This window comes from Microcoleus sp. BROC3, assembly GCF_036702515.1.
In the GTDB taxonomy this organism is placed as follows: domain Bacteria; phylum Cyanobacteriota; class Cyanobacteriia; order Cyanobacteriales; family Microcoleaceae; genus Microcoleus.
Genome location: NZ_JAUBTQ010000014.1, coordinates 56,838 through 70,603 on the forward strand (window position 1 = coordinate 56,838; position 13,766 = coordinate 70,603).

Annotated in this window: 8 protein-coding genes; all 8 read right to left on the reverse strand. The window is 46.3% G+C overall.

The window, feature by feature from the left end:
• Window positions 1-161 precede the first annotated feature (161 nt).
• The 8 genes from uvrC to QUB30_RS11405 all read right to left on the reverse strand — a co-directional run bounded on the left by uvrC (window position 162) and on the right by QUB30_RS11405 (window position 13,688).
• On the reverse strand, window positions 162-2,180 hold the full coding sequence (gene uvrC, locus QUB30_RS11370; RefSeq protein ID WP_333333211.1) for an excinuclease ABC subunit UvrC: 2,019 nt from the start codon (window positions 2,178-2,180) through the stop codon (window positions 162-164).
• 116 nt (window positions 2,181-2,296) lie between these two features.
• On the reverse strand, window positions 2,297-3,049 hold the full coding sequence (locus tag QUB30_RS11375) for an amino acid ABC transporter ATP-binding protein (RefSeq protein WP_333333213.1): 753 nt from the start codon (window positions 3,047-3,049) through the stop codon (window positions 2,297-2,299).
• A 64-nt stretch (window positions 3,050-3,113) separates the two neighbouring features.
• The gene (locus QUB30_RS11380) at window positions 3,114-4,313 is read right to left on the reverse strand and encodes an amino acid ABC transporter permease (RefSeq protein ID WP_333333216.1); all 1,200 of its coding nucleotides are present in this window, start codon (window positions 4,311-4,313) and stop codon (window positions 3,114-3,116) included.
• Window positions 4,314-4,430: 117 nt separating this feature from the next.
• Window positions 4,431-4,952, reverse strand: a complete 522-nt coding sequence (locus tag QUB30_RS11385) for a DUF29 family protein (protein WP_333333218.1) — start codon at window positions 4,950-4,952, stop codon at window positions 4,431-4,433.
• A 170-nt stretch (window positions 4,953-5,122) separates the two neighbouring features.
• Window positions 5,123-6,337: an ABC transporter permease subunit gene (locus tag QUB30_RS11390; RefSeq protein ID WP_333333220.1), complete on the reverse strand. Its 1,215-nt coding sequence runs from the start codon at window positions 6,335-6,337 to the stop codon at window positions 5,123-5,125.
• Window positions 6,338-6,648: 311 nt separating this feature from the next.
• On the reverse strand, window positions 6,649-7,734 hold the full coding sequence (locus QUB30_RS11395; RefSeq protein ID WP_333333222.1) for an amino acid ABC transporter substrate-binding protein: 1,086 nt from the start codon (window positions 7,732-7,734) through the stop codon (window positions 6,649-6,651).
• Window positions 7,735-8,040: 306 nt separating this feature from the next.
• A complete protein-coding gene (locus QUB30_RS11400) occupies window positions 8,041-8,268 on the reverse strand; it encodes a hypothetical protein (RefSeq protein ID WP_015178453.1) in 228 nt (75 codons plus the stop codon).
• Window positions 8,269-8,579: 311 nt separating this feature from the next.
• Window positions 8,580-13,688 carry a PAS domain S-box protein gene (locus tag QUB30_RS11405; RefSeq protein WP_333333338.1) on the reverse strand — a complete coding sequence of 1,703 codons (5,109 nt, stop codon included), beginning with the start codon at window positions 13,686-13,688 and terminating at the stop codon, window positions 8,580-8,582.
• Window positions 13,689-13,766 lie beyond the last annotated feature (78 nt).

The window sequence follows — 13,766 nt, forward strand, 5'->3', positions numbered from 1 at the left end:
CACAGAAACTAAACATACCACAAGTCTCTGGGAATTGCAATAGGTCTGTGCAAAATTTTTGAAGACCTCCCTCACAGTGGCTGAATCGGGGATGAATCGGGACTTGCCGCCCGATCGCCCCCTAGCCCCAAAAATCTCCGTCTCCCATACTGCGTAAGACTTTACGGATGGAAATAATCGTAAATTTGCTGCGCCAGACGCGGGCCAATCCCAGAAACTTCTGCCAACTGTTCGGGAGTCGCTAAACGGAGGTAGTCGATCGACCGAAAATGTGCCAACAATTGTTTTTGTCGGTGGTGTCCCAATCCGGGAATTTCATCAAGGCGCGATCGCTTCATTCTCTCGCTTCTTCGATCGCGGTGAAAACTCACAGCAAATCTGTGCGCCTCATCCCGCACCCGGCGCAATAATTGTACCCCAGGCTGCTCAGAATTAGTTTGCAGCGGCAAAGATTCCCCCGGCAAAAATATCTCCTCTCGCTGCTTTGCTAAACTGACAACGCGCAACTCTTCTAGCAAATTCATCTCTCGCAAAACAGCCACAACTGCTGACAGTTGACCTTTGCCGCCATCTATCATGATTAAGTCTGGTTTGTCGGAAATAGTATGAGAAACCGAGGATAAATTGCTGATTTCTGCCGATTCTTCTAAATCGCTAAATCCATCTTCCATCTTGCCTGTTTCTTCTTCCTTCAATCCTCGGAATCGGCGACCGATAACTTCTGCTAAACTAGCAAAATCATCAGAATGACCCGATTTAATTTCAGGATTTTTAATTTTGTAATGGCGGTAGTGCTGGTTGGCGGGCAAACCGTCAATAAATACGACGCGGGAAGCTACGGCGTCAGAACCTTGAATGTGAGAAATATCGTAACCTTCAATGCGGCGAGGAACTTCTGGCAAATCGAGAATTTCTGCTAAATCTTCCATTGCTTGAGAATTGCGATCGCTCAATCTTTGCATTCTCGCCAATTCATACTCAGCATTCCGTTCCACCATCTCAATCAATTCTGCCTTAGTTTGCCGCTGCGGCGTCAAAATCGTAACTTTTCGTCCCTTACGGTTGCTCAACCAATCTGCTAATATTTCGGCTTCTGGCAATTCGTACTGCACTGAAATTTCGCTGGGAATTTCTACGGATTCGACATTTTGATAGTGTTCTTCCAACACCCGCTGCAAAATCGCTCCGGCCTCTATCCGTTTTGGTTCCTCCCCAAGGCTTGGGGGGGAGGAAAGAGAAAGTTGAGATAACTCTTGCTCCCCCTTTGCAAGGGGGGGTTGGGGAGGTATTTCCGCCATAAATCCCAATCTTCCGACCAGTTGACCGGCGCGAATTTGGAATAATTGGACGCAAGCGTGCTGGGTGTCGGCCGCAAGTGCGATCGCATCTCTAGAAACCGTATCGTCTGGCAAAGACACTTTTTGACCCGCACTCAAAGACTGCAAACCCTTAATTTGGTCGCGAATGCGCGCCGCCGTTTCAAAGTTTAAATCTTCGGCTGCCTCTTCCATTTGGGGCTGCAAAATATTGAGCAATTCCTCAGTTCTTCCTTGGAAAATCATCGCTACTTTTTGGATGATTTTTCGATATTCTTCCGGCGAAGTTAACCCTTGACAAACGCCAACGCAGCGCCCGATGTCGTAATTCAAACAGGGACGGTCTTTAAACAGCGGTTGAGGGCGTTGCCGCAGCGGGAAAATTCGCTTAATTAAATGTAGCGTACTCCGCAGTGCCCCTGTATCGACGTAAGGGCCGTAATAGCGGTCTTTTGCACTACCTGCGCGACGTTTGCGGGTGATAAAAATGCGCGGGTATTCCTCAGACCAAGTTATGCACAAATAAGGATATTTTTTATCATCTTTGAGGAGGACATTAAAGTAAGGTTGGTGCTGTTTTACGAGGTTTGCTTCTAACGCTAAAGCTTCTGCTTCGGTGTCGGTGGCGATGAATTCAATTTCGCGCACTTGCTGCACCATCATCGCGATGCGGGGACTAAGATTTTGGCTTTCGCGGAAGTAGGAACGGACGCGGTTTCGGAGTTTTTTGGATTTGCCGATGTAAAGGATGCGATCGCTCTCGTCTCGCATTAAATATACACCAGGAACCGCCGGAATTTCTTTGAGGCGACTTTCTAGGCGTTCCGAGTCTTTAACTAACGGCAGAGTTTTTGTGGATGGCATTGCAAGCTATCTCAGCAAAATAGAGACTGATTGTACACTCTTTTATTTTACCTTAATTAGGTCGATTTTGACTGCTGCGCTCGTCGCCAAACCCACCGATTAAACTGGAAAATCAGTTACAGTATCTGAGATAAAAACTTGCGGGTGCGTTCTTCCTTTGGGTTCTGAAAAAACTCTTCTGGTTGGGCTTCTTCCACCAAAACACCGCCATCCATCAACACAATGCGATCGGCAACTTCGCGCGCAAACCCGACTTCGTGAGTCACCACTACCATTGTAATTCCTGTTTGAGCCAAATTTCGCATTACATCTAACACTTCCCGCACCATCTCCGGGTCTAATGCTGATGTCGGTTCATCAAACAGCATGATTTTAGGCTGCATGGCTAGAGAACGTGCAATAGCGACCCGCTGCTGCTGTCCTCCAGACAACTGTCCGGGATATTTTTTTGCTTGTTCCAAAATCCCCACTCTTTCTAACAGTTGTATCGCCACTTCTTCGGCTTTTTTCTTCGGCCAGCGGCGCACCCACACTGGCGCTAGCATGACGTTTTGCAAGACTGATAAGTGGGGAAACAGGTTAAATTGCTGAAACACCATTCCTACTTCGCGGCGAATTGTCTCGATGTTGCGTAAGTCGTGGGAAAGTTCGATTCCGTCGATCGTAATTTTACCTTGTTGGTATTCTTCTAATGCGTTGAACGTGCGAATAAATGTCGATTTTCCCGAACCAGAGGGCCCCATCACGACCACGACTTCACCTCGGTTTACGGTCATGCTGACACCTCGCAGTACGTGAAATTGTCCGTACCATTTGTGGACGTTTTCTGCTATGATTACTTGTTCTGGGGCTGTTAGTTGAGTTTCCATAATAGTTTTTTATTTTTTAACCGCAGATGAACGCAGATGAACGCTGATGAAAGTTGATGAGTTTTTAGCGCTGGCCTACTCCTAATGTTCGCTCTATTTTGCGGCTGGCTAGGGACATTGAGTAGCAAAATATCCAATAAATGATGCCTACGAATATGTAAACTTCGGCGTACCTGCCGATATAGGATGGATTTGCTAAAACTGCGCGGGATATTCCGATTAATTCTAACATTCCGAATAGAGATAGCAGGGATGTATCCATGAATAATCCGATGAATTGACCGCCGATCGCCGGAATGACTATTCGCAGTGCTTGAGGCAGTACAATGAGAATTGTAAGCAGGGGTGTATTGAGTCCGATCGACCTCGCTGCTTCTATTTGTCCCCTGGGCACTGCCTGCAAGCCACCGCGCACGTTTTCTGCCAAGTATGCCGCACTAAATAACGTTAATCCAGCAATGGCTCTAATCACTCTATCCAATTTCGGATATTCTGGCGGCAAGAAGAGTTGCAGCATTACTTGACCTAAAAACAAAATGCCAATTAAGGGTAAACCGCGAATAATTTCAATGTATAAGGTTGATAACAGTCTCACAACTGGCAAAGAACTTTGTCGGCCGAGTGCTAGCAATACTCCCAAAGGAAAGGAAAGCACAATACTAATAACTGCTAAAAATAGCGTCAGCACTAAACCGCCCCAATCATTTGTTGACACTTCTGTCAAACCCAACCCGCCTTTAATTAGCCACAAAACTATTGGGAAGGAAAGAACCCAAATTGCCGGCATCCAGCCCATGATTTTTGGGTGAATTTGCCTTCCGATGGCATAGCTAGCAGCCGCTACAATAATATTTGCTAGCAGGTAAAGGCGAGAGGTTAGGTCGATCGGCGAAATGACCGCACCCACAACCGCAGCACCGAGTATAATTAGTAAAGGCGGATTCCAAAGACGTTCTTGCCGCTGAATGTTTCCCCAAGTTAATCCTCCCAACAAGGCAATTATGGCCGTAACTATCCACAGCCGCCAGTACGATTCGCGGGGAAATCTGCCCGCGAAAAATAACGGCAAGTTAGCTTCTAGCACGTGCCATTGAGCTTTTGTTGTTGCCCAAACGATAATTCCTTTAATAGTTTGGAAGGCGATAATTAGGCAAACTACTGTCAGAAGGCTGTTGTACCAGGTACTAAATAAATTTTTGCGCGCCCAATTCCAAGGGGTAGGCGATTCGGTGGCTGGGGGCGGTAATATGGGGACAGTTTCCATATAGCGGTTTTCAATCCTATGACGTAGAGTAACAACCAGTTATTTTATTAACCCGCGTAGGCGGGTTTTGTTTGTATAGAGGCGATTTCCACTCGCCAAGGCTAAAAAAAATTCTACTTATTTTCGGCGATTTATCCAATCTTCTCCACCTGGTAACTGACTTAAATGCTGGGCTAACACTGCGGGTAAATCTTTGGGGGAATGGATATAAGTCAAGTTCAATAACCTCACAGCAGTTTGAATGATCAGGTTTCTATCCATCATCTCTGCAAGTTGAAATTGAGTATAAATACCATTCAATACTTCCTCCGCAGCCTCTGCAATCGCATCCTCAATTACCTCCTCCTCTATAAAATTCTCCCATTCATCAGAATTGATGTAATAAGATGTTTTATTATCTTTAATATTTGCCTTCTTAATTTCTCTAAGTGAATTGCGAATCGAACTAGCCCAAGAACCAGTTAATCTATGTTCAACTTGATTTTTAATCAAGTGAATCAGCAAAACATTTAAAAAAGATTGGATTTGTCGCAAAATTGCCTGTTTGCTCATTCCATCTAACTCATCGACTATTGCCAAAGCATCCGTATACCTTCCTTCCAATATGCTCTTTCTTAGAGCAATTAATTCTTGTGTCATTTGATTCCCCTCAACTTTGATACTAGCAAGCCAAAGATAGTTGTGACTTATTTATTATTGCTTAATAGTCAATTCACAAGTTTTAGTTACTCTGTCTAAGCTACAGTCACTGTAAGCCATTTGACGCGATATCCTTTTATTCAAATTCAAATAGATTTAACCTCAACTATTTACCTCTCCTTGATTTGTACGGTTTTATTGTACCAATTCATGAACAGAGAAACTATCAAACTAATTGTTAGGTATGTTACCATGATAATTAACATTGCTTCGATCGCCCGACCGGTCTGATTCAACGTCGGAGACCCCACAACAAAATAAACGTCGGGATAAGCAACCGCAACCGCTAAACTCGAATTCTTAGCTAAATTCAGATACTGACTGGTTAAAGGCGGCACAATCACCCGCAAAGCTTGCGGCAAAATTACCATCCGCATCATTGTTCCCGACTTCAGCCCTAAAGACTTTCCGGCTTCCCACTGGCCTCTCGATACTGACTGAATTCCGGCCCGGACAATTTCTGCAATGTAACTGCCAGTATACAAGCTGAGCCCTGTCACCAAGGCTACGAATTCAGGAGTTAATTTTAATCCTCCTTCGAGTTGCAATTCTGGCGTCAGGCGGGGGAAATCTAAACGAAAAGGCAGATTTTTGGTGATAATCCAAGCTAAGATTGCACTCAGCCCGATCGCACCTACAGCCCAAAACAACTGTCTTCCCGGCTTAGCTTCTTCTAACATCACCCGCGCCCGCCACATCCACAGCCCCGCCGCCGCCAAAACTCCGACAGTTAGCAAAATCAACCAACTCTCAAAACCCGGCAAAGCCACAGGCCAAGGTACAGCAATGCCGCGATTTGTCAAGTAAATCGGCCCGCGTAACTGCGGGTTGTCTTCGAGTTTTGGCAGGGAAATGAAAACTGCAAAATACCAGAAAAATAATTGCAGCAATAACGGCGTATTTCGCAAAATTTCTACATACAAACCAGCCAAACTCCGCAACAGCCAATTGTCGGAAAGGCGCGCAATTCCTACAGTCAAACCCGCAACGGTTGCGAAAATAATGCCGAAACCCATTACCCGCAGCGAGTTGATTAAACCGACAAAATAAGCTTGTCTGTAACTGTTTTCGGGACTGTAGGGAATGACACTTTCGCCGATGTCAAAAGATGCTTGGGAATTGAGAAAATCAAATCCAAATGCAATCCCCAGTTGCGAGTAATTGGCACTGAGATTGTCCCAGAGAATGGCGATAACAACTATTACTAAAATTAGGGCTATCGCCTGTCCGGCAATTTTCCAGAAGCGATCGTCCCGCAGCAGTTTTGATATATCTTTAAATTTGGAAATTTTCTGCGATTTGCCCGGTTGAGGTTCTGGGTTCATAACTGTTTAATGTAGAGCACACTATACCTCAATACGGTTCAAATAAGACCGATCCCCCCTAGCCCCCCTTTTTAAGGGGGGGACAAGAAGTTGCTCTTGCGTCCCCCTTCTTAAGGGGGATGCGAGGGGGCTCTCCGGGGAATTAACAGTGTTAACTGAACCGTATTGCACTATACCTAACTTTAGCCTGCCTAAACTTGTAGGCTACACCTAGTAAGCACCTTACAAGTCTGGTAAGCGCGGAGTACCTTGCTGTCTAAAATATCTTGTTGGTTAACTGTTAACAGTCCACTGTCAACAGTTACCTACAATTAGCGGAACGGCGGCGAGTAAAGCAAACCGCCATCTTTCCAGAGTCTGTTTTGACCGCGTTCTAACTTAAGTGTACTTTTGGGGCCGAGGTTGCGATCGTACATTTCTCCGTAATTCCCGACTTTCTTAACAACGCGGACTGCGTAGTCGTTCGGGAGTCCCAAACCTTTACCTAAATCTCCTTCTGTTCCTAGCAAACGTTTGACATTCGGGTCTGTAGTGCTTGCCACAATTTTGTCTGCATTTCCCGAATTAATTCCCAAATCTTCAGCTTCAATCGCCGCAAAAATAACCCATTTCACCGCGTCCGACCATTTAGGATCGCCGCTTTTCACCGCTGGGGCTAAGGGTTCTTTTGACATCACGATCGGCAAAACAACATTATTCTCGGAATTCGGCAGAGTTGTGCGCTTCGAGACGAGTTGCGATCGATCGGCAGTAACACCTTGACAGCGACCTTCTTGATAGGTAGCAAAGACAGCATTCACATCTTCAAACACCACAGGAGTGTATTTAACTCCTAATTTTCGCATTTGGTCGGACAAATTTTGTTCCGTGCTCGTACCTGTCTGCACGCAGATAGATTTGCCCGCAAAATCTTTTAAACTTTTGATGCCGCTGTCTTTTTTGACCATGATGCTTTGAGAGTCATAAAAGATCACCGGGGCAAATTCCAGTCCGGTAGTGCTGTCCCGACTCGCCGTGTAGGTGGTATTTCGGCTGAGAATGTCGATTTCTCCCGCCTGCAAAACTGTAAATCTATCTTTGGCGTTGAGTTTTCGGTACTCGACTTTTTCTGGGTCGTCAAATATTGCCGCCGCGACAGCCCTGCACACATCCACATCCAGTCCCGAATATTTGCCTTTTTCGTCTACAAAGCTAAAACCCGGCAGTTCGCCGCTGACGCCGCAAATCAGTTTGCCGCGGCTGACAATTGTATCTAACCGGCTCGAACCTTGTTGCGATTTGCCTTCGGCAGTTGTTGTTGCTGGTGTTTGTCCGATTTGTGCCGATCGATCCCTACAAGACGCCAACGGTGCCGTAAGTAACACGCTTGCTAGCAGCAAAAATCCCCATTTACGCATAGATTTTAATAGAATGCTTTCCTGACAATCCTACCTTGTAGCTGTCAGAACTGTGGCGATCGGCGATCTACACAGCCTCCGCTTTCAAATTAGCCATTCTGCATGGCGGCAACTGCACCGACTACCCGCCTGTTTTTTTTTGAGCAAGCTGGGCGCGGAGAGCTAGAAATCCGGTTTCCGGCTGGAGGTCTCGTCGTCAAACCCAAGATTTATCCTTGAAACCGGGTTTCTTTTCTGCTATTTTTGCCCGCCGCAAGCGATCTTCGCCCTTCCCTGGAATATTTATCCGATTTTGATTGAATGCGTTCACAGTAGCTCTGGTGCTAGCCGCTGCTCAGCTAAATCGCGGATTAGGGAAAGCCGAGACTGGATGTATTCGTCCAACAAATCTGCTTCTTTGCCATTAAGCGCAGAGTTGGTCTTTAACTGTTTCAGCAGCCACTGTACCAGGGTGGCATCGTCCAAATTAACTAACAGAGTGGCTTGGGTGGTCTCAATTAATGACCAGAGTTGGCGTAACATGACTGGAGTCATAAAACCTCGTTGAGCGTAAATACGCACTTAATGGGCGGGCCTAGCGAAAAGCTAGTCTTGGTGTCTCAAGCCGATCGACGAAAAGCACACTCATCTCGATCGGCTTAATGATTATTTTATATTTGACCACAATAACTTAATGTAGTAGTGTCATAAGCTACAACACACAAGATGTTATAAGAGTTCCCAATTCCGTCACATTGAGATAAATATCTTGATAAAAGATTAAAAATCTTAACACGCGAGCGATCGCGGGGCTGCCATAAGCTGTCCGGGATCGGGCTGGAGAGCCCGGTTCAAAAGAAAATTTATTACTCAGTCGCCACCAACTTTTCAACCCTCGCCAGAATTATTTCTAATTCAGCAATGATTTTTGTAGCCCCCTCCAAATCATTTGATTCAGCCAGACTTTGAAGCCGATCGGCCATGGAGGGCATTAACCGCACCGCCGCCGTAGCGCTGACACCTTTAATTTGATGAGCGTGGCGGGCCAGTGTCTCCATATCTCCCGAGGCGATCGCCCCCTTAGCAGCTTCTAAATAACTACCGGTATCCACCACAAAAGCTTGCAGTATTTCCCGCTCAAACTCTAAATCAGCGCCCGCAATTTCGTGCAAACGTGCCATATCGACTACCGATTGGATATCTGGTGGCTCAGAGTTTTTAAGTTCCTCACCATTCAAATTGGGAGTTTCAATTTTTAGCTTGGCAGACCAATTTGCTAGTACCGATTTTAACTTTTCAATCGATATAGGTTTGCTAATATAATCGTCCATGCCCGCCGCCAGACACTTTTCCCGATCGCCCTTCAAAGCATTCGCCGTCATCGCAATCACCACCGTCTTTTGATGCGGCTCCATCTTGCCAGCAGCAGCATTTGCCGCTTCCAGGCGGCGCAATTCCAGCGTTGCTTCGTAACCGTCCAACACCGGCATCTGACAGTCCATCAACACAATGTCATACTTTTTCTGAGCAACCATAGATAGCGCCTCTGCGCCGTTATTCGCAACATCCGCCGCGCATCCCAAAACTCTGAGTTGATTCAGACCAACTTTTTGATTGATTGGAGTATCTTCAACTAACAAAATCTTTAAACTCGCTAACTCGCGGTTGTCAATAGCTGAGGCTCTATTGAAGGTTGGATTTGCCAGCGGCTCATCAATCAGCGTACTCGGGGCGATCGCATTCGCCAAGCAATCAAATAGCCGGTGAGCTTTAACAGGTTTAGTTAAATAGCCGCTAAAACCGCTATCTACCAAGCGTTTCGCCTCTGCAACCTGAGTTATTGAAGTCAGCACCACCCACTTTGTCTGCTGCATTGCCGGTTCAGAAACCCTCAAGCGTTCGAGACTTCCCGCCACCATTTCGGGCAACTGAATATCAACCAAAACGATATCGTAAGGGCAATTAACGCTGACAGCTTTATACAGAGATGCGATCGCCATCCAACCGTTCTCAACCTCCTCAACTTCCATTCCCCACACAACAGCCATTCTCACTAACACTTTTCGCACTGTCGGCTTGTCGCTGGCAACTAACATTTTTCGCCCCGCCAGCACCGTTTCCAAATTCACTTCGCATGCTGTCCCTAGCGCAGTTAAATTTTCCTTAACTGTCGGCACAGTAAACCAAAAAGTCGAGCCTCGGCCAGGGGTACTTTCCACACCGATTTGCCCACCCATTAACTCCACCAACTCCTTAGAAATAGCCAGACCCAAACCTGTGCCACCATATTTTCTGGTCGTAGAAGCATCTACTTGAGTAAAAGATTGAAACAGCTTTTTTTGGTCTTCGGGAGCAATCCCGATTCCTGTATCTGTCACTTTAAAAATCAGGAAGATCGAGCCATTGTTTTCGACTTTTAACGGCTCGCTATTTTCTAATTTTTTCTGGTCATCGCTGGCTGCCAATAACCCTGGACTACTAGCAGTAGAAACCTCAATTACCACTTCTCCTGCTTCTGTAAACTTAATAGCATTGTTGATCAAATTAGTGAGTATTTGCCGCAACCGCGCTGCATCGGCTTTAATTTGCAGCGGCACGTCGCTGTCAATCAGTGCCACCACTTCTATACCTTTTGCTTGTGCGGGACTTGCCAACAAATCCAGCACTTCATCCAGACAGATACTGAGGTTAAATTCGATCGTTTCTAAGCGCATTTCTCCTGCTTCCAGTTTGGAGAGGTCCAGAATATCGTTAATGATGGACAGTAAATTTTGACCGCTGAGTTTCAGCGTCTGTACAAAATCAAGCTGTTCGGGAGTAAGATGCGTTTTCAGCAGCAAATCAGTCATCCCCATCACTCCATTCATCGGAGTACGGATTTCGTGACTCATATTTGCTAAAAATAGCGACTTCATTCGAGACGCTTCTAGGGCTGCTTCTCGGGCCTGCTGCGCTTGTTCAAAAAGAGTAGATTGCTGAATGGCGATCGCCAACTGCACGCTCAACCTTCCCAGCAAATCCATCTCAGAATCAGTCCAAACACGCGGAGCTCTGCACTGATGGGCAATCAGCAATCCCCACAACCGATTTTGACTCGTTTCCAAACTCCTTCCCGGCGGGTTCATTTGAGTTTCCGGCGAGTATTCTGTTGCCAACCCCTGACTTTCATCGCCTATAAAAATTGGTACAACTAAATTAGCCCTTACCTGCAAACTAGCAAGTAAATCTCGGTGTTCCTCGCTCAAATTGGCCGTATAGATATCTGCCATTGCTTGAATTGTTCCTGCACTGTACAGCCATACATAACTTTCCCCAAAGGATGTTCTTTGAACTTTTCTGCCCAGCAGTGGCATCCAATCATCCCCTACAGATTCCACAACAACAAGCGCTGTTTCCTCGGACTCAAAACGATAAATTACCGTGCGGTCAGTGGCCAGCAACTGCCGCACTTCTTGTACAGCAGTGCTCAGAGTTTGAGTCAGGTTGAGAGACTGGCGGACTCGCTGGGCGATCGCCGAAACCAGCCGTTCTTGTTCTGCTTGTTCCCGCAGCATTCTCTCAGCTTGCTTGCGTTCGGTGACATCGCGAATTACCGCAGCAAAGCACAGCGGTTCGCTGGTTTGAGGGTGCTTGACCAGAAAAGCATTCATCACAACATCAATGGGTTTTCCGCTGTGCAAGTGGTGCATTTGACCTTCGCCTTGCCACTGACCCTGACTGATAATTGTTGGCAAAATCTCTTGACTGAATTTTTGTTGAAAAGTTGGGCCGATATACTCCCAGATCTCGGCATAAAGCAGTGCCGAAAGATTATCTACACCCACCAGTTTTCGTCCGGCTTCGTTGACAAACAGCGTTTTGCCTTTTAGGGTAGCCATACCGATAAAATCGCTGCTGTTTTCAATCAGCGACACAAATTTTTGCCGTTCTTCTTCTCCTTTTTTGCGTTCGGTAATGTCGCGCTTGACGCAGACGTGACAAATTACATCGCCGGCGTTGTTAATCATAGAATATGCGGCAACGTCGATCGCCAGCGTGCGACCTTGTTTAGTGCAGTTAGTAATTTCGCCCCGAAAAGTTCCTGTTTTCGCTAAACTTTTGGCAATTGTCGAAAACCGCTCCCCCGCAACCAGCGGCGACGCTTCTGCTTCTAATTCCGCGTCTGTGTATTCTAGAAGCGATTGGTGAGCGCGATTTTGTTCGAGGAAAAACCCGTCAGCATCGATAATGACGATCGCATCATTGGAGTTTAAAAATATTTCTCGGTAAAGCTTTAGTTTTTCCTCAGCTCGCTTGCGTTCGGTTATGTCTCTTTTGACATTTACGTAGCAAACTACATCCCCAGCATCATTGAGAACCGCAAAAGCCGAAAGCTCGACCTCAACTGTTCCTTCTGGCAAAGCCTTAATAAAGGTCATTTCGCCTCGGTAACTCCCAGTTTCTCCCAAGGTTTGCATTACCGAGGCAAATGCCTGTTCTCCCATGTGAATTACCGGGGTTTTTCCCCACAATTTCGATGCACTGTAACCCAGCAAAGCCGTGTGAGCTTGATTTGTTTCTAAGTAATAGCCTTGGGGGTCTAAGATCGCGATCGCATCGTTGGATTTTAAAAAGATTTGTTGATAAAGTTGCAGCTTCAATTCAGCTTGTTTCCTGGCGCTAATATCCGTGAACAAGCCGTAGTAAACTATCTTCCCCGATGCTTGCAATTCTGGCTGGGAAGCTCCTTGCACCCATTTAAGTTTTCCCGACGGAGTGACAATTCTTCCTTCCCAGCGCCAAGGCTGCAAATTTTCAGCAGAAAGCGTCACCGAGTTGAGAAAATCATCTCGATCTTCGGGATGAATCATGTCAACAATTACATTAAAATCCTGCTGAGCAGCCTCTGGTTCTATTTCATACAATTCTCGGCAGCCCGCGCTCACAAACGAGAAGGCCATCGAGCCGTCTGGATGCAAGTCAATTTGATATACCGTACCCGGTACGCTAGCAGTAATTTTTTGCAGTTTGGCTTGGCTTTGATTCCTGGCTTCATCTGTGGCCTGCAATGGAGCAATCTCCCGAGAAAAACCCAAAACCGCAAATATATTGCCCTCGGCATCGCGCAGTGGCAGTTTTTGCGTGTCAAATACGTGCTGTTTGCCACCTTCAAAGGCGATCGCCTGGTAGGGATTGCGAACCATCTCCCCCGCCAGCACAGCTCGATCTTCCTCGCGGATGCCCCCAACCCCGCCGTTGCGATCGCCGAATACTAATTCGGCTGAAAACCCTAATTCAATATCATCTTTGCCTATAATTTCTTCAATATTTTTTCCCAAATATTCCGCAAAACTTTGATTTACAAAAATGTATCTAAAATTTCTATCTTTCGCAAAAACTCTGTCCGGATCACCTTCGATTAAAGCCCGCAACAAGAGTTCTTGACTTTCCGCATCCCGAGCAAAAAAATTTTTAGCTTTCCTCTTGACAGGGGTCGTTTTAGCTGCTAAGTAAATTAACGATTTGGCACAAACTTGAGCGACCGTGTGAAGCAAACAAAGGTGTTCCAAATTAAAAGCATTTGTCTGGTCTGCACCTATAAAAAATACTCCCAACAATTCTTCACTTTCATCCGGGTTGGCTGGTGCCATCAAGACCGACTGAAACTGAGCAATTGGTGGCGGATCGATGTTGTGCGCCCAGTCCCGATTGCCGGCGAGCCATTCCGCGCGAGCAGCTTGCAAGCGCCTTTCAATTTCGGCTCTGACGCGAGCAGTTAAAGGCTGTAACTGTTGCAGGTATATTCGATCGTCCGGTGGCGTCAAAATTGCGATCGCCGCGCCAGGAATCAGGCGATCGAGATATGCCAGACACGCAGACCAAATTTCATCAGCACTGAGAGCGGCTTGAACTTTTGCAGTAAGTTCATTGAGAACTTGCAGTTCCAATGTACGCTGGCGGACTTTTGCTTTGAGGCTGGCGGCTAGGATTTGCATAGTGCTCACCACACTGGTTTGCTTCTATTATAATTATTGATTTTCAAACTTTTGTAAACAATGATTTGAAAATATATG

What these genes read in the sequence shown, in the direction of transcription:
- QUB30_RS11375 (WP_333333213.1), bottom strand. Translation starts at nt 3,049, where the DNA reads ATGGAAACTCAACTAACAGCCCCAGAACAAGTAATCATAGCAGAAAAC.
- QUB30_RS11395 (WP_333333222.1), bottom strand. Translation starts at nt 7,734, where the DNA reads ATGCGTAAATGGGGATTTTTGCTGCTAGCAAGCGTGTTACTTACGGCA.
- uvrC (WP_333333211.1), bottom strand. Translation starts at nt 2,180, where the DNA reads ATGCCATCCACAAAAACTCTGCCGTTAGTTAAAGACTCGGAACGCCTA.
- QUB30_RS11400 (WP_015178453.1), bottom strand. Translation starts at nt 8,268, where the DNA reads ATGACTCCAGTCATGTTACGCCAACTCTGGTCATTAATTGAGACCACC.
- QUB30_RS11390 (WP_333333220.1), bottom strand. Translation starts at nt 6,337, where the DNA reads ATGAACCCAGAACCTCAACCGGGCAAATCGCAGAAAATTTCCAAATTT.
- QUB30_RS11380 (WP_333333216.1), bottom strand. Translation starts at nt 4,313, where the DNA reads ATGGAAACTGTCCCCATATTACCGCCCCCAGCCACCGAATCGCCTACC.
- QUB30_RS11405 (WP_333333338.1), bottom strand. Translation starts at nt 13,688, where the DNA reads ATGCAAATCCTAGCCGCCAGCCTCAAAGCAAAAGTCCGCCAGCGTACA.
- QUB30_RS11385 (WP_333333218.1), bottom strand. Translation starts at nt 4,952, where the DNA reads ATGACACAAGAATTAATTGCTCTAAGAAAGAGCATATTGGAAGGAAGG.